This is a genomic window from Riemerella anatipestifer (assembly GCF_035666175.1).
Taxonomy (GTDB): Bacteria; Bacteroidota; Bacteroidia; order Flavobacteriales; family Weeksellaceae; genus Riemerella; species Riemerella anatipestifer_D.
The window spans coordinates 1,743,237-1,763,173 of record NZ_CP142016.1 but is presented as its reverse complement, the minus strand read 5'-3'; the positions used below and the strand labels follow the sequence as shown (position 1 = coordinate 1,763,173).

The following is a 19,937-nucleotide window of genomic DNA, read 5'->3' as shown; positions in this document are numbered from 1 at the left end:
TTGTTTTCTAAAGTTACAAATTTAATAAATTATTTAATATGTTCACAGGAATTATAGAGGCTACGGGAATTGTTAAAAAAATAAGGAAAGAAGGTAATAATATACACTTTACTCTATCTTGTCCCTTTACGCAAGAACTTAAAATAGACCAAAGCCTTGCTCATAATGGTTGCTGCCTAACTGTGGTGGACATCAATGAAAACCTCTATACCGTAACAGCCATCAATGAAACTTTAGAAAAAACCAATCTTTCCCAGTGGCAAGAAGGTAGCATAATCAATCTAGAACGATGCACTATAATGAACGGAAGGCTAGACGGACATATTGTGCAAGGACATGTAGATGGAGTAGGAGCCATAGAGTCCATAGAAGAAACTAACGGAAGCCACATCATTACAATATCTTATATTTCTGATTTTGTAACTGTTCCACAAGGTTCTATTACCATTAACGGCATTAGCCTAACAGTTGCTAAAAGTATGGATAAAAAATTCTCTGTAGCTATTATTCCTTACACTTGGGAACACACCAACCTAAAACATATTAAAACGGGTGACCTCGTTAATCTTGAATTTGATATTATCGGGAAGTATGTTGCTAAACTAATGACTATAAAATAAATGCCACAAAAAAATTATCGCGGTTTCAGTATAAGAAATAGAATTTTCTTCGGCTTTCTACTTATATGTATTTTAAGTATAGTAGGCTCTACCTTTATATCTTATATGATACTGAGACAAAGTGCTCTAACTCAAAACAAAATAGAAATACAGCAAACAGCAGAAGTACTTACCGCCTCTTTAGATTATGCTGTGAGTAGAGAAACCGTAACTCCACAAAACATTAAAAAAGTTCTAGACAACAAAATCAAAGAGATTGCCGACATCAATAAACACGATATTATTATTTATGATTTAGAAGGCAATTTTCTTTTGTCAAATAAAAATAGTTCCCTAGTAAAGGATAAAAGAATACCAAACGAACTCCTAAAAAAAATTATTTCTTCTGATGCAAGAATAGATATACAAACCTACGATAACACTCTCAATAATCAAGTAACTTCATCTTATTTGGTCTTAAAGAATAATATTTTTGAACCTATCGGAATTGTCTACTATCCTTCCTATCACAGTAATATTTCTTACTATGATTTAATAGACAAATACATATATAATATATTTATCATCAATATATTACTAGTTCTAACCAGTATTATTCTTAGCTGGTTTATCTCTAGAAGAGTTACTAGAAGTCTTACTAAAATCTCTGAATTTCTATCTAAAATCAATCTATTTAATAAAGAACTAAAACCCATAAGATACAATAGAAATGATGAGTTAAGCATCTTAGTAAAATCCTACAACAGTATGATTTTCCAGATAGATGCTCAAAAAGAACGCCTTACACATATCGAAAAAGAAAGTGCATGGAGAGAAATGGCAAAACAAGTTGCCCATGAGGTTAAAAACCCACTAACTCCTATGAAACTACTTATGCAAAGTTTTGAAAGAAGATTTGATGCCAACGCTCCCGACATAGAGCAAAAGGTAAAAGAACTCAGCGACTCTATGATTACTCAAATAGATATTATTTCCAAAGTAGCTACAGCTTTCTCTGAGTTTGCCAAACTACCTGAAAAAGAAGACCAACCTCTTAATTTAAACGAAGAAATCAAAAATATTATCACCATCTTTGATAGCAAGAACATTTTCTTCCATTCTAATAGACCTAATATTATTTTTCCTTTAGACAAGAGCTATTTTACTAGAATATTAAATAACCTTATTACCAACGCCATACAAGCGGAATCCGAGAAAAGAAAGCTAATCATCAATATAGATTTAGAGGAGCGATATAATTACATAAAATTCACTGTAGAAGACAATGGGGAGGGAATGAGCGAGGAAAAAATGGGAAAAATTTTTGAACCAAATTTCACCTCTAAATCTAGCGGAATGGGGCTGGGACTTACCATGGTAAAAAAAATGATTGAAGAGTACAAAGGAAATATTAAGGTAGAGTCTACGCTAGATAAAGGGACTAAATTTACCATTACCATTCCTAAAAACATTTAGTCTGATGCCAAAAGATTTAAAACCTTTTCGTTTCAAAAATTTCTCTATAAAACAAAACTCTAGCGTTTTTAGAGTTGGTACGGACGCCGTTCTATTGGGAGCATTAGCAACAGTAGACAACATTAAAACCGCACTTGAAGTAGGCTGCGGCACAGGTATTATCAGCCTAATGATAGCCCAACGAAATCCTAACTGCTCCATCATCGCCATTGATATTGACGAAAACGCCTCTAATCTAGCGCAAGAAAACTTTGATAACTCGGTTTATCAAGAACGACTTAAATCCATCAATATTAATTTTAAGGAGTATCAACCCAACCAAAAGTTTGAGCTTATCTTTTCTAATCCTCCATATTTTGAAACTAACACTTCTGATAAAGACAAAATAGCAAGACAAAGGCTCACCTTAGATTTTGAAGATTTAATTAGAAAAAGCTCTCAATTTCTGTCAAAAGATGGGCTTTTCGCGGTCATTATTCCTAGCGAATATGAGAGCCTTTTTATTGAAACTTGTAAAACACATTCGCTTTTCCTACAAAGAAGAATTAACATAAAAGGAATCGAACACAATCCTAAAAAACGAGTTATATTAGAGTTTTCTTTCTCTAAAAATGAAACAAAAGATGAGGATTTTATTATAGAAAAAAGTCCGAGACAATACTCGGACCAATATTTAGAAGCCACAAAGGACTTTCACATTTTCAATTCTTAAGGATAGGATATATTACTCAAACAACTCCTCTGTAGCCATTACTGAAACCTTGCCTGCATTACACTTAATAGCCTCTCCAGGAAAGTTTTGTATCATATGATAATCATGCGTTGCCATGAGTACAGCCGCTTCGTTCTCCTGGGCCACTCTCTTTAGCAAAGTCATAATATCATTAGAAGTTTCTGGGTCTAAATTCCCCGTTGGTTCATCAGCCAAAATAAGTTGCGGATGATTAAGCAATGCTCTTGCTATGGCCACCCTCTGCTGTTCTCCTCCAGATAATTCGTGTGGCATTTTATGCTTCTTGGTTTTCATACCAACACTTGCCAACACCTCATCTATTCTAGCGTCCATTTTTGCTTTATCGCTCCAACCCGTTGCCTGAAGTACAAAACGAAGATTTTTTTCCACACTTCTATCTGTAAGAAGCTGAAAATCCTGAAATACAATTCCTAATTTTCTTCTAAGATTAGGAATATCCGAAGTTTTAAGACTTGCTAAATCAAACCCCGCTACCGTACCTTTCCCCTCTTTTAAAGGCAAATGCCCATAAAGAACCTTAAGCAAGGAACTCTTACCTGAACCTGTTTTACCAATAAGATAGCAAAAACCACCCTTTTTAATTTCAAGGTCAACACCATCTAAAACCGTAAAGTTTTTCTGAACTATTTTAGCATTTTTAAGGCTTATGATACTACTTCCTTCTTCGTTTCTATGTGGCATTTTGGATATTTTTAATATGAACTTCAAAAATAAATAAAACTTTTGAGGTTCAAATCAATTTTAGGAAATTTTAACAACAAAAAATGCTTGAAAAAAAATTATCTTTCAAGCACGATTTTATACAGTAAAGTAAAATAGCATAATGCCTGTACAATACAGACAATATTTACATACTATCTTTTAGCACGAGATACACTCACTGTTAATCTTTTTCTGCCTTTAGCTCTTCTAGCAGCTAATACACGTCTTCCGTTAGGCGTTGACATTCTCTCACGGAATCCGTGCTTATTTCTCTTTTTTCTTTCTGATGGTTGAAATGTTCTTTTCATTACAGTCTTTATTATAGGTCAGTAATATTCTTTCTTTTTTGAGACTGCAAAGATAAATATTTTTTTAAAATATACAAACCTCAACACAAAAATATTTTTTTATTCTGTATTTACATCTCATTTTAATTTGGCTTATCTATCTTTGCAGTCTCATCAAAAAAGAACAAAAAAATGTTTAGTTCACAAGAAATTAAAGATATACAAAACCTGATAACACCTGATAATAAAATTGTTATCATCACCCATTATAACCCAGACGGAGATGCTATAGGCTCTAGTTTGGGACTAAAACATTTTTTAGCAACTCTAAATGTGGAAGCGGAAGTTATTGTCCCTAATGACTTTCCAAAATTTCTTAAATGGATGCCCGAAGCTAAAAAAATTACCATTGCAGAGTATAAAAAGAAAAAAGCTTTTGAACTGATAAAAGATGCTGATGTTATTTTTTGTCTAGATTTCAACACTCTTTCTCGTATTGGTATTGTGGGAGAATGGGTAAGTAAATCTCCTGCTACTAAAATTTTAATAGACCATCATCAACAGCCAGACGCTTTTGACTTCGTCTACTCCGACACGAGTATCCCCGCAACTTCTCAAATGGTATTTCATTTTATAGAGGCTTTAGAAGGCACTCAAAAACTCAACCAATCCATTGCAGAATGCCTCTACACAGGAATTATGACTGACACAGGTGGATTTAGGTTTAGATCTACCAGTGCCACAACTCATAGGATTATCGCTCAACTGATTGAACACGGTGCAGACCCTGCTAATATTACTTCAAACACTTGGGATACCAATACTATTTCAAGACTCAATCTATTATCTTTGATATTAGGAAGAATAGAATTGATAAAAAACGGAGAAATCGCCATTCTTTGGCTCAAACGCTCTGAACTACAAACGTATGGTTTCCAAAAGGGAGACACTGAAGGTTTTGTAAACTATGGACTTAGTTTACTTGGTGTAAAAGTTTCCGCTTTCTTTATGGAAGACCTTTATGAGGATTTTATAAAAATTTCATTTAGAAGTAAAGATACTGCTGATGTTAACCAGTTTGCTAGACAATATTTTAACGGAGGTGGACACATAAATGCTGCGGGAGGAAGATATCATAAAAGTATAGAAGACACCATACAAGACTTTAAAGAAATAGCCTTGCAATGGGATATTTAGCACAAAAAGCAGTACAAATTTTCATATTTGTACTGCTTTTATTAAATTTATCCGACTTTAGTAAATAACTTATTTTACTAATTTCATTTCTTGTATTAGGTTTTTAGCACCTGCATATTTGTCTGTTACCCAAAGTACAAATCTTACATCTACATTTATAGTTTTCTGTAATTTAGGCTCGAATACGATATCTCCACTTAGAGCTTCACTATTTCCATCAAAGGCAATACCTATTAAATGTCCATTAGCATCTATCACTGGAGAACCTGAATTCCCTCCTGTAATATCATTATCAGATAAGAAGTTTACAGGCATATATCCTGCCTTATCTGCATAGATACCATAGTCTTTATTTTTGTATAGTTTTAATACTCTTTGTGGTAAATCAAACTCCTCATCTCCTTTTTTGTACTTAGCGATAAGACCTTCCATATTAGTGTAGTAATTATTAGTAACACCATGATAAAGTCTATCTGAACGGAATGGAAGTGTATCTACTTTACCGTAAGTTAAACGCATTGTAGAGTTAGCATCTGGATAATATTTCTTCTCAGGAACCGCTTTTCTAAGACCGTCTAAGAATAATCTAGTGTTCTTATCAAAAGCTTCTTCTACTTTTACATAAGTTTCCATTTGAAGTCTTTGGTCTGTAATGTAAGCGTTAGCCCATTGATAAAGTTTATCCCCATCAATTTTAAGCCTATCAGGATTATTAAGGAATTGAGTTGCAGACTGCTTATTAGCAAATATAGAAGCATAAGCTAAATTAGCAAGCTCTGATGCGTTAGAACTAGCTAGTGTTTTAGATTGAGCTTCTTTTTTTACTCTTACTTGGTACAGACTTACTAATTTACTTAACATTTCTCCTTCTAGTTGAACATCAAAGTGTTCATAGTAGTCATTTATTGCTTTTTCAAGCTCTGGCTTCATTTTATCTTGCCCAGCTTTATCCTGGTCTGCATAAGTTTTAAATAAGCTTCCTAAACGGTAAGCTACACCTATGTACTTAGCATTTCTTTGTAAGATAAGGCTATAGTTTTTTTCTACATTTCTATCAGATACTTGGTTATAGTAAGCTTTTATTTCATTAAGTACATTACCATAAGTAGCATCATTAGCTGGCTGAACAGCCCACTGCAAGTATCTATTTTCCAAATCTTGCTTTTCTCCAATAGTACCATTTTTATTAACTGCCTCTATAGTACCTGCTCTATTTTTCCAATAGTTAGCCACAGAAGCATATTGTGAAGCATAACCTAATCTTGTAGCATCATCTTTATCCATATACTTCTTCATCACATCCATAGCTGTTTTAGAAGCCTCTACCCATGCTGGATAATCTTTATTAACAAGTTGAGAAATACCATAAGAAGTTAAATATCTATTAGTTCTCCCTGGGTAGCCCATTATCATTGCAAAATCTCCTGGCTTTACTCCTTTTAAAGAGATAGGAAGGAAATGTTTTGGCTTAAGAGGAACATTATTCACATTATATTCAGACGGATTTCCGTTTTTGTCTGCATACACACGGAAGATACTAAAATCCGCTGTATGTCTAGGCCACTCCCAGTTATCTGTATCTCCACCGTATTTACCCAAAGATGCAGGAGGTGTACCTACCAAACGAACATCGGTATAATCTCTGTACACGAAGTAATAGAACTCGTTACCATTAAAGAAATCCTTAATAACAACGGTATATTTACCATTTTCGGAATTTTCTTTTTTGATAGCCTCGTATTCAGCTTTTATAATAGCTTCTCTTTCAGAAGCAGTCATATTATTATTAAGTTTAGAGTTGATGCGTTCTGTAGCATCTCCCATTCTTTCCAAAAATCTTACATAAAGCCCTTTAGCATTAAGTTCTTCAGATTTTTTCATTGCCCAAAAACCATTAGTCAAGTGGTCTTTTTTAGGTGTAGAAAGTGCTGCTATAGCACCATACCCACAGTGGTGATTGGTAAAAATCATACCTTCTGGAGATACAATTTCACCTGTACAGAAACCACCAAAACTTACAATAGCATCTTTAAGGCTGGAGTTATTAACAGAGTAAATTTCTTCAGGTGTTAGATGAAGCCCTTGCTTCTGCATATCCACACCATTTAATCTTTTAACTAGCATCAGAAGCCACATACCTTCATCTGCTTTCGCTTGTAGGAAACTCAACAAAAATGTGAGTCCAAGAAACAATCTTTTCATGTTCGATTTATAATTTTAAATATTTAAAAAGTTCGATGGGCTAAAATTAAGCATTTCAAAATAAAACAACAAATTGAGGAAATACACTCATCAATCTAGTTTTAAACTTTTAAAATATGCTTTAAGCACCTCTTCCGAAGAAGCATTTTTGGTATAAATTTCCAATATTTTAGGCTTAGCATCAGGGGAGAAGAAATGAGGTAAACTCCGTTCTACGGTTACCAAATCTTCCGCTCTGAAATACGAAAACCCAAAATGTTTGGCAATAGTTTCGGTATTCTTAGAGTGTTTAGTAGCGATAAACTCGTCCATTGCATTAGTAGTATCAGGTCCTGGTATGATACGGAAAATATTACCCTCTCCATTATTGAGTATAATAATCCTAGTATAAGGCGGAATATAAGGGTTCCAAAGTCCATTGATGTCATAGAAAAAGCTAATATCTCCCGTGATGAGAAGCGTAGGTTTTTCGTTAGCAATAGCAAAACCCATAGCCGTAGAGGTACAACCATCTATACCGCTAGTTCCTCTGTTACAGTAGATTGTATTTTGATACTGAAAATCAAATAACTGCGCATACCTTATAGCTGAACTATTAGAAATGTGGATATTGTATTCTTTTGGTGTATTTTGGGTGATAATTTCAAAGCATTTAAAATCGGAAAACGGTGCTAAAGAAACATATTCCTCATGCTTAGCATCTAGTTTATTCTTAAGACCCTCCCAAAGATTAAAATAGGTTCTTGGCTCTAGATTGATACCCTGTATAAGTTTTTTAAAGAACTCTTCAGCTTTGGTTTTAATTTTTCTATTAAACACAAAGTAGGTATCTGGGTGCCAATGCTCATCTATATGCCAATGATTTTTGATTTGAGATTTTCGTAGAAAATGTTTTATCTTTTTAGAAACTACATTTTGCCCAATAGTAATAAGTAAATCTGGAGCATAGTTTGGAAAATCTTTCTCCTCTAAATTGAAAATATAACGGTCTATATGCCCAAAAAACTTCTCGTTGTGAAGGTTAGAGTTAACCTCCGTTAAAACCACCGCTGTATGATTTTTAACTAACTGAGAAAGATAGGCTTCCAACTCTGGATTTTTATCCAAAGTTCCCGTAAGAATCATTATCTTTTTGGAAGTATTCCATTCTGCTACTAAAGTACTATCTAACTCAAAACCATTATTTTTGCTCTCTTTTTCTATGGTAGGCATTACGGGAATTTCGGATACCAAATTGTATAAAGGCTCCTCTAAAGGAATATTGATATGCACAGGACCTTGCTTCTCTAAACAAAGTCCTATGGCTGTTTTAATGGTTTTAAAATTATGCTCATCGGCTTCTTCGTGGCTATCCTCCAAAAGTTGAAAATCACCATAAGAATGCTGTTGAAAAATCTGATTTTGTCTAATGGTTTGTCCATCAAAAATATCAGTATAATCAGAAGGTCTATCGGCGGTTAGTAACAACAAAGGAACATTTTGATAAAAAGCTTCTACCACCGCAGGGTAATAATTAGCCACCGCAGAACCACTGGTACAAGACAAAGCCACAGGCTTCTTCTGACTCTTTGCCATGCCCAATGCTACAAACCCAGCACTTCTTTCGTCCACTATGCTATAAACATTAAACTCTTCAAATTCTGTAAAATGTATCGCCATAGGGGCATTTCTAGAACCAGGAGAAATTACAATGTTACTAATGCCATATTGAGATAGCAAATGTGCTAAAATTTGTATGCTACGTTTAGAGGTATATTGTTTCATAGAAAATCTTAAAAAACTTTATGCAAAGGTAAGGTATTTTTGAGGTAAGGAAGAATGTAGTGCCGTGTAAATATTATATTTATAATATTTTTTTTAACTTTATCAAAAATTTTAATCAAATGAAAAAACTAAGTTTGTTATTAGGAAGTGTTTTAGTTTTAACCTCTTGTGTTACAAGCAAAACTTACACTATACAGTCTAAAAGTAATACCGATACAAAGGGTACTGCTACTTTTACCCAAAAAGCTAAAACGGTTATTTTGAATATAGATGTTTACAACCTAACGCCTGGTAAACATGCCATTCATATTCACGAGTTTGGAGATTGCTCAGCTAAAGACGGTTCTTCTGCTGGTGGACACTGGAACCCTACAGGACATCACCACGGAAAGTGGGATACTGAACATTTCCACATGGGAGATATAGGAAACCTCAATGCCGATAAAAACGGACATGCAACGCTTACATTTAGTACAGATAAATGGTGTTTGGGCTGTAAAGACGAAACTAAAAACCTTTACAATAAATCTATTATCATCCACGCTGGAGAAGATGATTATCGTACTCAACCCACAGGTAATGCAGGTGGAAGAGTGGGCTGTGTAGAGATAAAGGAATAATTAGAATACAATATTTTTAGGCGAAGTGATGACAAGGGTTGCTTCGCCTTTTGTTTATAACAGATATGTTTACAGACGAATACTTTATGCGAATGGCCCTTCAGGAGGCTTTAAATGCGTTTGAAAAAGATGAGGTACCTGTGGGCTGTGTAATTGTACACAATGAGAGAGTAATTGCTAGAGGATATAATCTTACAGAAACTCTTAATGATGTTACTGCTCATGCAGAGATGCAGTCCATAACTTCTGCGGCTAACGCTCTAGGAGGCAAATACCTTAAAGACTGTACTATGTATGTTACATTAGAACCTTGTACTATGTGTGCTGGAGCTTTATTTTGGTCTCAAATTTCTAGAGTGGTTATAGGTGCTAGAGACGAGCATAGAGGCTTTTTAAACCAAAACATTAACCTTCACCCCAAAACCCAAATTTCCATTGGAATTATGGAAGACGATTGCCGTAATCTAGTAAAAGAGTTTTTTAAATCTAAGAGGTAAAAATTATAACTTATTCTCCTTCAGGAACAAAATCTAAACTTATAGAGTTCATACAATAGCGTATGCCCGTGGGTGGAGGTCCATCATTAAACACATGCCCTAAATGAGCTTCGCATCTTTTGCATAAAACTTCGGTACGTTCCATACCGTGAGAAGAATCTCTCTTATAGATAACACCTTCTTTATTCACTTCAAAAAAACTTGGCCAACCGCAGGAAGACGCAAACTTATAGTCTGACTTAAACAAATGGTTACCACAAGCGGCACAATAGTAATTTCCCTTTTTATCAAAATCGTTATATATGCCTGTGAAAGGTCTTTCCGTTGCAGCTTCTCTAGCAATAGAATAAAGCTCTGGCGAAAGTACCTTATGCCATTCTTCATTGGACAACTTTACTGGAGTAGAGTCTGTACGAGAATAGTAAGGATTCTTTTTGATAGATTGAGGCTTTTCCATATTAGAGTTTTTGGGTAAACATTGTAGTAAAGAAAAAATCCCTACTAATGAGATAATTATTGATTTCATCATCACAAAAGTAGGGATTTTTTAATGATATATTCTGTTTTTACAAACCAAATTTCTGCATAAGATAAGCATTGATTTGCTGAACTTCCTCATCGCTTAGCTGTCGGTCGTAGATGAGCACTTCCCCGATTTCACCTTGCCAAACCCGCCTGATGTCGTTGCGGTCTTTGGAGACTTTACTCACTTTGGCAGCGGGTTTTCCATTGGCCACCCTTAGGGTGTAAAGGGTGAGTTGGGAGGTATTGAAATTGGTGGAGAAGTAGCTGACTGGTCGGTTGTTAATCATGGTAAGTCCATCATCAAGCGGAAAAAACAGTTCACTATCGCGCATAGCAGACGAAGATAATATGGGACCCAATCTTCCGCCACTATGAAAATCGGTGGCATCGCTTCCCAAAAGAAAACTAAAGTTGCTTTTGGTATCCGCATGGAGCTTGGAAACCACAAAAAAGGTTTTGCCTTCGTAGGTGGTGTTAAGTTGGAGATGTGCGTTGCTGTAATCCGGTTTTATGTTAATCACCTTTTGGTTATTCTTCCCCGAAGTTTTGATTTCAAAAGCAACGGGATTGAGCATATCATAAGCCGATTTTGCAACGTAGTCCAATACGACTTTATTGTTAAGGTCTGCTCCGTCGGCATTTATGCGGGCAATGAGCCCCGGTATGGAGGACGGAAGGTCTTGGACCTCGGTCTTCAAGGCATACTTGGTCATAAGATACTCGTTCACTTGGGTCATTTCCTCATCGGTAAGGGACTTGTCGAAAACAATCACCTCGGCGACTTCGCCTCTCCAAGTACGGTCGGAAAAGTTTCGGTCTTTGGAAATGTATCTTACCCTTGCTCCGGTTTTGCCATCGGCCACACGCATAGCGTACACGGAGAGCTTATCCGTATAAAAATTGGTGTTGAAAAAATTTCGGTTAATCCCGTTGATTTGGGTTCTTCCGTTATTAGCAGAATTGAACCGCTGTCTGTCGGACATATAGGCTGAACTAAAGATGCTGCCCAATCGTCCATTGCTATGAAAATCGGCGCTTCCATTATCCCCTAATAGGAAGTTGAAAGCATTATTGGCATTCGGGTTGAGCTTGGAAACCACAAAAAAGGTTTTGCCCTCATAGGTTTTCCCTAAATCAATATAGCTGTTATTGGCTTTAAAACTTAGTACCGGCTTTCCGTTGTGGAGGTCGGGTGTTTTTTCCAAACTCATTCCAGCGGTATTAACGAGGCTATACACTTCGCCCGTTATCCGGTCGGTTACGGTTTGGTTTTGCATATTGGTTCTATCGGCATCTACCCATACGGATATATTGCCAATAAGCTCCTTCATAACATTTGGAGCATCACAAGCACAGTAAGGGTACACCGTGAAAAAATCGGGGAAGGTCTGGGTATAGTTTTGCCCTTCGCTATCGGTTAAAGTTAGTTTTACGCCAAACTTTCCGTATTTATTATAGACCACGGAAGGCTTATCGGTTTCGGCATTGTTTACTTGTGCTGCTCCGGGGAATTCCCACTGGCGGCTCACGATGGTTTTACCATAATAGAGGGAAATATTACTCACCTCAAAAGTAAAATCTTTAACCACGGTGGTTTTCTTCGGCGATTCGATGTTGATTTTAACCACGTTCATTTTAGCTAAAACATCATCAGGGAGTTTTCTGGTCCAAATCCCGCTTCCGCTGGTCGCCATAAAAAACTCGCCCGTACGGTATTGGATTTTGGGTTCCAAGATGTTGAGGTTAAAAGGCAAATCCTCACTGTATTCTTTCCAAGTACCATCAATATAATAATGCACTTTGGACTGGTTATTTCCGAAAAGAAAAATCACATCGGTTCCTCTTACATTTAGGATATGCTTGTAATTACGGTTAGTATTGGGGTTATCAATATTTTGAAAGGTGCTTCCGCCATCATTACTCACTTTTAAAACATTGTTTCCTGTAGTGTAGGTTCTCAACACATAAATGGTTTTGGGGTCGTTATCCACAATCGCCAAACTCATATTATTGGCAAAAGGCGTTGTTTTTTCTTCCCAATTTTTCCCTCCGTCGGTAGAAGCATACAACTTGTTATTCACGATTAAATACTGATACAAAGGATTAGAGAAAGACACCATATACTGCTGTGGGGCAGTGTCTTTCGAGGTAGTCATTTCCTTTAACAGATACACTTTATTATCCTTATAATTGTAAACTTGTAATTTGAATTTACCCAAAACCTTTTCTTCTTTGGTCTGCGTAAAATAATACATATTCCCGTTGTGATCTCTTTGGGTATAGTAAGGGAGCCCTCTTCCCGCATAGGGTTCCGAAGGGATTGGGTCTAACTTATACGCTGGAGAGTAAGAGGTATTAACTTCGGGCGAAGCAATGATGCCCGAGAAATCCGAAAAGAAGAAATGCCTTTCGTCATTACCCGGAAGAACATACCCCGTAGAACTTTCGCCACCGCCTAAGTGCTTGAATACGCCTTTGCCGTAGGTAGACACATGATAGCTGTCGCCGTTGTGGTACATACCGCCTCCCATATTGGTATTATACTCTCCAAGGTCAAAGCCCCAATAGTCGCCGCCCAGTCCGAAAGTTCTCACTTCGTCCATCGCTTCAAAAAAGTCGGTGGAGTAGTTGATACCTCCATCGGTAGTGAGCCAAGTATCTGTGCTACCATCGGCGTTGGTCTGCTGATAAAAGGTCTGCATATCGGCGTGCAACGACTTGGGTCCCCAATAGCCTCCGAAATATTTAAACGTTTGCCCACCATCTCTCGAAATGTAGGCATTAAGCCCTCCCACGATAATGGTATTGGCATTAGTCGGTGAGGCAATGATGGCACAGTTGTAAAACCCTTGCGTGTAGCTTCCCGTAGGCTGGAAAGGGAAAGTGGCTAAGTTGATATTGTTGGAGTTGTTGTAGCCTCTTGTTCCTGCTCCGGGACCGTTAGGGTTAGGGAGCGTCCAATTTTCCCCTGCATCATTGCTTCGGTACACGCCCCAATGCCCATTATCTCTTGAGGTTTGGTTGGCAATAATGTACGCATACACCACTTGGTCATCAGCGGGGGTTATGGCAAGTCTTGCCCCCCAAACATTAGCCATTTTTTTAGCAGGTTCGTACCAGCCTTTTCCTTCGGTGCCTTTTTTCACCCAAGTTTCTCCGCCGTCGGTGGACTTGTAGAAATACATAAAATTGGTGGCAGCATCATAGGCTACGGCATAAAACTCATTATCGGAGTTAGGGCGCTTAACAATATCCGTAACACAAAGCGGAAGTTTTACTTCGTACTGGTAGCTTACCGACGAGCCGCTTCCCGTTTGTTTTAGTTTTACAATCCCTCGGTTGGTTGCCATTAGGACATTGTCGTTTACGGCGTTACCATCGGTAGCAACACTAATGATTTTAGACACATTATTCCCTATGCCTGCATATCGGGTTAGATTATTAAAGTTGGTAAGAATCGTCCAAGTAACGCCGCCGTCCCGTGAGATATAGAGCCCGTGAGCCCCTCCTACAAAAATGACCTTCTCGTCCGAAGCCGAAAAACTTAGGGCGGTAACCTCCCTAATATCGTAGCCTTTAGTGGCTAAGTGCCACATTTTGCCTTTGTCGTGAGAGATATAGACCGTGCCGCTTTCCACCGCACACACGGTATGGTTGGGATTGGTGGGCGACTGGGCAAAGGCTCTTACATTGGCTTGGCTCACCACATTGTTTTGCCCCGTATTGGAAAGCAACTGAACGGGACCATAGTAGTGCCACCCCGAAAAAGTGGCGTGATAGGGCGTTTCGGAACTGTCATAGATATTGGACGAAGTCCCGCTTGAGGCAAGGCCTAAACTCCTTAAAACCTTTTTTAGAAAAGGGGTTTTGGGTCTTTGGGAAAAAGTTTGGTTACGCTCTTGGGCGGAGGGGTAGTCGATATAGCCCTCTTCGTTGATGTAGGGCTGGATTTCTCTTCGCCATTCGAGGTATTTTTTTTCGTATTCGCTGCGGAACTCTTTTTTGATGGGGCTGTTTTCTTGCCTTGCATTGGACAGCCAAGGGGACTTTTCTACTTTATTCGGGTTAGACGCCTTCATCCTTTTGATTTCTTCCAAGGTTTCGGCATCAAAGTCTAAAGAGGTATTTGCTCTGTAAATATCGTATAGGGAATCTACAACGAACACATTAGGTCTGTGCTTCTGCATTTCTTTGTAGAAAGTGGGTACCTCATCTGTCTGTGCTTTTAGTGTACCTACCAAAAGCAGAAAAAGGGCAAATAAGTATCTTAACATTGTTTATATCTTTTATTTGTACTGAACTAATAGGCTTACGGGCGTATCGCTACCACCCACTTCATAAGTAAAATTGAAATTGCAACAAGTATTATAGGTGGCTATAATCTCGGCTTTATAACTTCCGGCAGGGAGTTGTTTTATGGCTAATAACTGCATATTGCCGTAGTAGTCTGTAATACCGTCGGATAAGAAGGTATTGGAGGCTTTGTCAATAATTTCCGAAGTGCTGTCCGCAGTATTGGTAAGTTTCAGTTTAAATAATGGGGCAAAAGCGGAGCTTCTTCCTTTGAAGTTTACAGTAGCGTTAAACTGAACATTTGTTTGGGCGTTCAGGGTGAACTCAACGGCGGTGTTGGGAATAAGGCTCTCGCTGGAGTTTTGGTTTACCGAAATTGGACTGGCACTTCGGGTATCTGTAAAATAAGCGTAGTTTTGGGCCGCAGGACTGGATGATGGGCCTCCTTGGCTTATCGGGACCCAAGACGACGCACCGTCCCAAAAGAGAAAGCGGTTTTCGGTGGTATTAAAAATAAGCTGCCCTTTTTCGTTGCCTTTTGCCGGATTTTGGGACACTCTGGGGATTAGGATACCAGCGGAAGAGTCTGGATTATCGGGGTCTTTAACTTTAATATCTAGAATAGCTTTTGGATCTGATTCATTGATTCCTACCTGAGAAAATGCAGACACAGACACAACGGCTAAAAATAAAGAATATACATGTTTTTTCATAATTTTATTTTTAAAGAAGGGGCAAATTTACAATAAATATTATTAATCTTATTCTTAATAAAAATTTAATATCACTTCCTATTTAAGATATTTTTAGTATTAATCAATGAAAAACACATTAAAAATTTGCATACTTCCGCAAAAGATGATAAGTTTGCCTTAGTTTTATGACACGCAATATCAGTAACATACAAACAAGTGTAAAAAAGCACCCCAATTATTTGGTAGTTTCAGATAATTGTGCAAACACACACAGGTAGTTTCGTGGGTATGCGTCCGACTATTTAGCAAATTCTTTAGACTTTTATCGTTAAGCCAAAATATCGTTCCCCCAACTTTCGTTGGGAGCTTTTGGTGTTTATACCATTCTAAATTTAGCTTTCATACTTACTTACTAAAAGCACCATTGTTTTGTCTCATAACATGGTCGTTCTTGTTGGGTGCTTTTAGTATTCAGAGGGAGCGTAATGCTCTTTCTGTTTTAGCCTTCCTCCTCATTTTGTGTGTGTTTAGAGGGGGGAGGCGTTTTTTTAGGGTAGAGGTGAGATTTCAGAGGTTAGAACTTAGTACAGCCTCATCAACCCTTAAACCGAACCTCCCAACCTCTAAAATCCAATATCTAACCTCTATAATCTTAAACAATTAAATATCAACAATTCTAAAATTAAATGTTATGAAAACAAAAACAACCAAACTAAGTGTATGTGCCTTTTTAGGTTTAGGTTTAATGGCTTATGGGCAGTATGATGGTAAAGTAGGCATCAATGAATCTCAGCCTCAAGCTACTTTAGAAATAAAACCAAATACTGCTAACAGTCTAAGCACGGCTTCTACTATAGAAGGAGTGCTAATTCCTAGGGTGAGCCGTTTGAGAGCTGCCAACATGGGGTCGGGTGTAGCAGAATCTACTTTGCTTTACATTAGCTCTGTGGCAGATGGTGCTGCTTCAGGAACCACGGTTAATGTAGATGCTACGGGCTTTTACTTCTTTAAAGGAGGGGTTTGGGTAAAGTTGGGAGCAGGAGCTAGTAGTACCACAGGAGGAGCGACACTGCAATCTATTACTGGTAATATTAGAGAAGTAGCACATGCCAATATTGCAGAATGGAGCGTGCCTAATACTTTTGCTTTAGCACAAACTGGAGACCAGCAAATAGCCCTTCCAGACCCTAAAAAATATATAGGTAAACCCGTTGTGCATTATGAAATGAAAAAAACAAGAGTTGTTTATTAGACTGAAAATCAGTATATTGTTTTTGCTATAAAACGATATAAATGAACAACATAGAGCAAATATATGAAAGAATTTTGGAAGTTTTAGGACTTTTTTCAGAAAATCAACTGATTAGTTATCAGAGAAGAACACCTAAAATGAGCGATTTAGAAGTCATAAGTCTTAATATTACTGCTGAATACTTGAGTATTGATAGCGAATTACAGTTATTTAGAAAATTGCCAAACTCTCTGATAAACAAAATTGAAAGAAGTGTTTACAATAAGCGAAAACGAAGACTATCCCTACAAACAGAGCAAATTAGACAGCGTATTTCGATGGAGTTCAATGAGTTTGAAGATATTTTTATCGTTGATAGCATGCCAATGAAAGTTTGTGAAAACGCTCGTTCTACTCGTTCAAAAATTTGTAAAGAGCAATCCTATTCTTCACCAACATATGGTTATTGTGCTTCACAGAAATTATATTTCTATGGCTATAAACTACACGCAGTATGTTCTTTAAATGGTGTGATTAAGAATTTTGATATAAGCCCTGCATCCGTTCACGACATCCACTATTTAAAAGATATTGGTGAGCAAATGCGAAACTGTACTTTAATTGGAGATAGAGGCTATTTATCAGCAAAAGTTCAAATAGATTTATTTAACTATGCTAATATTAAATTAGATACACCAATGAGAAGTAATCAGAAAGATTATATTCCTCAATTTTCATTGTACAAGAAAAAGCGAAAACGAATTGAGACATTTTTCTCTCAACTTTGCGACCAATTTATGATTAAAAGAAACAATGCTAAAACTTTTGAAGGCTTTAAAACAAGGATAATCAGTAAAATAACCGCCGCAACGGTTATTCAATATATCAATAAATTTATCTTCCAAAGAAAATTAAATCATCTAAAAATCAGTATTATTTAAAATGCACAACGAGTTAGGTAAAATAATTTCTGTAAACAATCAGCACAATACTGCACTAGCTTACTCTGGAACCAATCAGCCTAAGAATGTTAGCACTTTGGCTTCTGGCAAAGCCCATATCCTCATGGCAGGATTACAAGATCCAAAAGATGAAAATAGTGCTATTTGGTACCTTATCGGCGGTAGCTATTAGCCTAGGTATTATCTTAAATTATATCGTTATGAAAAAAATCATCTTATTAGGGTTATTGGCTTTTTTTACAGCTAATGCCCAAATTCAAGTTCAAAATCAATCTACTAATACTATAGGAGGAGAAAACCCTTTTATGGACGCTTCTTACTATAATCAGTTTTCTAATACTCTAGGAAAGGGGTTGTATTTTCCTACTACTAATTTAACTACTTGGGAGTTTAAACTCTCCTCAATTGATCCAGGTAAGTTTTCTAATTACTTTGATGGTATGGTGGTGTATAACTCGGGAACAGGTCTTACGGTATCCGATACTAGTAAGGGAGGAAAACAAGTGAGTGTAAGCCCAGGGTTCTACTATTTTAAAAACCCTAACCAAACTTTTCCTACAGGCAGTGTTGCTAATGGGGAATGGGTAAGATTGAGTAGTGACGGAGGGGTATCTACTAACCTCTACACCGCAGATGGCACTCTAGCAGGTAACAGAACAGTAACTCTAGGAGCTAATAACCTAGTATTTAAGGGAGCAGGGAATATAGGGATTGGTACTGATGCCCCAACTACTAAGCTAGATGTGGCTGGAGGGTTAAGAATAGCAGACGGTACCCAAGGCGCAGGAAAAGTTTTAACAAGTGATGCTGAAGGTAAGGCTACTTGGACAAGTACCGCTCTAAAAGCCCCTAACTATGCTGCTCCTGATGCTTGGTGGAATGCTAATGGAAAACCAAACGAAATAGACTCGCAAGGTGTGGTAGTTTACGGTCCCTATACTGTTCCTAAAACAGGCTGGTACACTTTAGTTTCCAGATGGTTTTATACGCAGAATCCTAATCCGAATAATGGAGGAAATGCAGATAATGGTGCTGCATCGGTATGGATACAAATATCTGAAAGCGCCCGTGGAATAGATGAACCTGGTTTCTTTTATGAAGATAGAAGTGTTATAAATGATCATACAATTACTTTAGGTAATGGGATATTTGTTTATTTAAAACAAACTCGTTGTGCATTTTAAATAATACTGATTTTTAGATGATTTAATTTTCTTTGGAAGATAAATTTATTGATATATTGAATAACCGTTGCGGCGGTTATTTTACTGATTATCCTTGTTTTAAAGCCTTCAAAAGTTTTAGCATTGTTTCTTTTAATCATAAATTGGTCGCAAAGTTGAGAGAAAAATGTCTCAATTCGTTTTCGCTTTTTCTTGTACAATGAAAATTGAGGAATATAATCTTTCTGATTACTTCTCATTGGTGTATCTAATTTAATATTAGCATAGTTAAATAAATCTATTTGAACTTTTGCTGATAAATAGCCTCTATCTCCAATTAAAGTACAGTTTCGCATTTGCTCACCAATATCTTTTAAATAGTGGATGTCGTGAACGGATGCAGGGCTTATATCAAAATTCTTAATCACACCATTTAAAGAACATACTGCGTGTAGTTTATAGCCATAGAAATATAATTTCTGTGAAGCACAATAACCATATGTTGGTGAAGAATAGGATTGCTCTTTACAAATTTTTGAACGAGTAGAACGAGCGTTTTCACAAACTTTCATTGGCATGCTATCAACGATAAAAATATCTTCAAACTCATTGAACTCCATCGAAATACGTTGTCTAATTTGCTCTGTTTGTAGGGATAGTCTTCGTTTTCGCTTATTGTAAACACTTCTTTCAATTTTGTTTATCAGAGAGTTTGGCAATTTTCTAAATAACTGTAATTCGCTATCAATACTCAAGTATTCAGCAGTAATATTAAGACTTATGACTTCTAAATCGCTCATTTTAGGTGTTCTTCTCTGATAACTAATCAGTTGATTTTCTGAAAAAAGTCCTAAAACTTCCAAAATTCTTTCATATATTTGCTCTATGTTGTTCATTTATATCGTTTTATAGCAAAAACAATATACTGATTTTCAGTCTAATAAACAACTCTTGTTTTTTTCATTTCATA

18 protein-coding genes are annotated in these 19,937 nt (G+C 36.8%); 10 read left to right on the top strand and 8 right to left on the bottom strand.

The genetic code is table 11. The features are described 5' to 3' along the window. The first annotated feature begins 38 nt into the window (after positions 1–38). Genes VIX88_RS08605 through VIX88_RS08595 form a run of 3 tightly spaced genes read left to right on the top strand, consistent with a single transcriptional unit; the run spans position 39 to position 2,787 of the window. Entirely contained in the window at positions 39–620 is a 582-nt protein-coding gene (locus VIX88_RS08605; RefSeq protein WP_064970084.1) for a riboflavin synthase, read from the top strand. Continuing rightward, positions 621–2,075, top strand: coding sequence for a sensor histidine kinase (locus tag VIX88_RS08600; protein WP_064970086.1), 1,455 nt, complete (start codon positions 621–623; stop codon positions 2,073–2,075). It abuts the gene before it with no gap. Between the two features lie 4 nt (positions 2,076–2,079). Continuing rightward, complete coding sequence (locus VIX88_RS08595; RefSeq protein ID WP_064970088.1) at positions 2,080–2,787, top strand: tRNA1(Val) (adenine(37)-N6)-methyltransferase; 708 nt, start codon at positions 2,080–2,082, stop codon at positions 2,785–2,787. Positions 2,788–2,799: 12 nt separating this feature from the next. On the opposite strand, the gene VIX88_RS08590 is transcribed toward VIX88_RS08595, so the two are convergent. Together VIX88_RS08590 and rpmH are read right to left on the bottom strand one after the other, a co-directional pair. Beyond that, a complete protein-coding gene (locus VIX88_RS08590; protein ID WP_004917134.1) occupies positions 2,800–3,510 on the bottom strand; it encodes a cell division ATP-binding protein FtsE in 711 nt (236 codons plus the stop codon). Positions 3,511–3,683: 173 nt separating this feature from the next. Further along, positions 3,684–3,839, bottom strand: a complete 156-nt coding sequence (rpmH, locus tag VIX88_RS08585; RefSeq protein WP_004917131.1) for a 50S ribosomal protein L34 — start codon at positions 3,837–3,839, stop codon at positions 3,684–3,686. 171 nt (positions 3,840–4,010) lie between these two features. Between rpmH and VIX88_RS08580 the strand changes: the two genes are divergently transcribed. After that, entirely contained in the window at positions 4,011–5,015 is a 1,005-nt protein-coding gene (locus VIX88_RS08580; protein WP_064970090.1) for a DHH family phosphoesterase, read from the top strand. 69 nt (positions 5,016–5,084) lie between these two features. Here VIX88_RS08580 and VIX88_RS08575 read toward each other — a convergent pair whose 3' ends face one another. Next, on the bottom strand, positions 5,085–7,217 hold the full coding sequence (locus tag VIX88_RS08575; RefSeq protein ID WP_214193758.1) for a S46 family peptidase: 2,133 nt from the start codon (positions 7,215–7,217) through the stop codon (positions 5,085–5,087). A 90-nt stretch (positions 7,218–7,307) separates the two neighbouring features. After that, positions 7,308–8,981 carry a 2-succinyl-5-enolpyruvyl-6-hydroxy-3-cyclohexene-1-carboxylic-acid synthase gene (gene menD / locus VIX88_RS08570; RefSeq protein ID WP_214193757.1) on the bottom strand — a complete coding sequence of 558 codons (1,674 nt, stop codon included), beginning with the start codon at positions 8,979–8,981 and terminating at the stop codon, positions 7,308–7,310. Between the two features lie 119 nt (positions 8,982–9,100). Between menD and VIX88_RS08565 the strand changes: the two genes are divergently transcribed. After that, entirely contained in the window at positions 9,101–9,601 is a 501-nt protein-coding gene (locus tag VIX88_RS08565) for a superoxide dismutase family protein (protein ID WP_014937805.1), read from the top strand. Positions 9,602–9,666: 65 nt separating this feature from the next. Continuing rightward, positions 9,667–10,098 carry a nucleoside deaminase gene (locus VIX88_RS08560; protein ID WP_038693686.1) on the top strand — a complete coding sequence of 144 codons (432 nt, stop codon included), beginning with the start codon at positions 9,667–9,669 and terminating at the stop codon, positions 10,096–10,098. 10 nt (positions 10,099–10,108) lie between these two features. Here VIX88_RS08560 and msrB read toward each other — a convergent pair whose 3' ends face one another. Genes msrB through VIX88_RS08545 form a run of 3 tightly spaced genes read right to left on the bottom strand, consistent with a single transcriptional unit; the run spans position 10,109 to position 15,629 of the window. Then, positions 10,109–10,624, bottom strand: a complete 516-nt coding sequence (msrB, locus tag VIX88_RS08555; protein WP_038693688.1) for a peptide-methionine (R)-S-oxide reductase MsrB — start codon at positions 10,622–10,624, stop codon at positions 10,109–10,111. A 40-nt stretch (positions 10,625–10,664) separates the two neighbouring features. Beyond that, positions 10,665–14,897, bottom strand: coding sequence for a WD40/YVTN/BNR-like repeat-containing protein (locus VIX88_RS08550; RefSeq protein WP_214193756.1), 4,233 nt, complete (start codon positions 14,895–14,897; stop codon positions 10,665–10,667). Positions 14,898–14,909: 12 nt separating this feature from the next. Continuing rightward, positions 14,910–15,629, bottom strand: a complete 720-nt coding sequence (locus VIX88_RS08545; RefSeq protein ID WP_014937809.1) for a hypothetical protein — start codon at positions 15,627–15,629, stop codon at positions 14,910–14,912. 673 nt (positions 15,630–16,302) lie between these two features. On the opposite strand from VIX88_RS08545, the gene VIX88_RS08540 reads away from it, so the two are divergent. From VIX88_RS08540 to VIX88_RS08525, 4 genes are read left to right on the top strand one after another with little or no spacing between them, the layout of a single operon-like run. Then, a complete protein-coding gene (locus tag VIX88_RS08540) occupies positions 16,303–16,863 on the top strand; it encodes a hypothetical protein (RefSeq protein WP_237190262.1) in 561 nt (186 codons plus the stop codon). A gap of 41 nt (positions 16,864–16,904) precedes the next feature. Beyond that, a complete protein-coding gene (locus VIX88_RS08535) occupies positions 16,905–17,783 on the top strand; it encodes an IS982-like element ISRa1 family transposase (RefSeq protein ID WP_127919812.1) in 879 nt (292 codons plus the stop codon). Position 17,784: 1 nt separating this feature from the next. After that, the gene (locus VIX88_RS08530; protein WP_237190261.1) at positions 17,785–17,976 is read left to right on the top strand and encodes a hypothetical protein; all 192 of its coding nucleotides are present in this window, start codon (positions 17,785–17,787) and stop codon (positions 17,974–17,976) included. Positions 17,977–18,004: 28 nt separating this feature from the next. Beyond that, positions 18,005–18,988, top strand: a complete 984-nt coding sequence (locus VIX88_RS08525) for a hypothetical protein (RefSeq protein WP_237190260.1) — start codon at positions 18,005–18,007, stop codon at positions 18,986–18,988. Here VIX88_RS08525 and VIX88_RS08520 read toward each other — a convergent pair. Then, entirely contained in the window at positions 18,985–19,863 is an 879-nt protein-coding gene (locus VIX88_RS08520; RefSeq protein ID WP_127919812.1) for an IS982-like element ISRa1 family transposase, read from the bottom strand. The genes VIX88_RS08525 and VIX88_RS08520 overlap by 4 nt on opposite strands. Positions 19,864–19,937 lie beyond the last annotated feature (74 nt).

What these genes read in the sequence shown, in the direction of transcription:
- VIX88_RS08605 (WP_064970084.1), top strand. Translation starts at nt 39, where the DNA reads ATGTTCACAGGAATTATAGAGGCTACGGGAATTGTTAAAAAAATAAGG.
- VIX88_RS08600 (WP_064970086.1), top strand. Translation starts at nt 621, where the DNA reads ATGCCACAAAAAAATTATCGCGGTTTCAGTATAAGAAATAGAATTTTC.
- VIX88_RS08595 (WP_064970088.1), top strand. Translation starts at nt 2,080, where the DNA reads ATGCCAAAAGATTTAAAACCTTTTCGTTTCAAAAATTTCTCTATAAAA.
- VIX88_RS08590 (WP_004917134.1), bottom strand. Translation starts at nt 3,510, where the DNA reads ATGCCACATAGAAACGAAGAAGGAAGTAGTATCATAAGCCTTAAAAAT.
- rpmH (WP_004917131.1), bottom strand. Translation starts at nt 3,839, where the DNA reads ATGAAAAGAACATTTCAACCATCAGAAAGAAAAAAGAGAAATAAGCAC.
- VIX88_RS08580 (WP_064970090.1), top strand. Translation starts at nt 4,011, where the DNA reads ATGTTTAGTTCACAAGAAATTAAAGATATACAAAACCTGATAACACCT.
- VIX88_RS08575 (WP_214193758.1), bottom strand. Translation starts at nt 7,217, where the DNA reads ATGAAAAGATTGTTTCTTGGACTCACATTTTTGTTGAGTTTCCTACAA.
- menD (WP_214193757.1), bottom strand. Translation starts at nt 8,981, where the DNA reads ATGAAACAATATACCTCTAAACGTAGCATACAAATTTTAGCACATTTG.
- VIX88_RS08565 (WP_014937805.1), top strand. Translation starts at nt 9,101, where the DNA reads ATGAAAAAACTAAGTTTGTTATTAGGAAGTGTTTTAGTTTTAACCTCT.
- VIX88_RS08560 (WP_038693686.1), top strand. Translation starts at nt 9,667, where the DNA reads ATGTTTACAGACGAATACTTTATGCGAATGGCCCTTCAGGAGGCTTTA.
- msrB (WP_038693688.1), bottom strand. Translation starts at nt 10,624, where the DNA reads ATGAAATCAATAATTATCTCATTAGTAGGGATTTTTTCTTTACTACAA.
- VIX88_RS08550 (WP_214193756.1), bottom strand. Translation starts at nt 14,897, where the DNA reads ATGTTAAGATACTTATTTGCCCTTTTTCTGCTTTTGGTAGGTACACTA.
- VIX88_RS08545 (WP_014937809.1), bottom strand. Translation starts at nt 15,629, where the DNA reads ATGAAAAAACATGTATATTCTTTATTTTTAGCCGTTGTGTCTGTGTCT.
- VIX88_RS08540 (WP_237190262.1), top strand. Translation starts at nt 16,303, where the DNA reads ATGAAAACAAAAACAACCAAACTAAGTGTATGTGCCTTTTTAGGTTTA.
- VIX88_RS08535 (WP_127919812.1), top strand. Translation starts at nt 16,905, where the DNA reads ATGAACAACATAGAGCAAATATATGAAAGAATTTTGGAAGTTTTAGGA.
- VIX88_RS08530 (WP_237190261.1), top strand. Translation starts at nt 17,785, where the DNA reads ATGCACAACGAGTTAGGTAAAATAATTTCTGTAAACAATCAGCACAAT.
- VIX88_RS08525 (WP_237190260.1), top strand. Translation starts at nt 18,005, where the DNA reads ATGAAAAAAATCATCTTATTAGGGTTATTGGCTTTTTTTACAGCTAAT.
- VIX88_RS08520 (WP_127919812.1), bottom strand. Translation starts at nt 19,863, where the DNA reads ATGAACAACATAGAGCAAATATATGAAAGAATTTTGGAAGTTTTAGGA.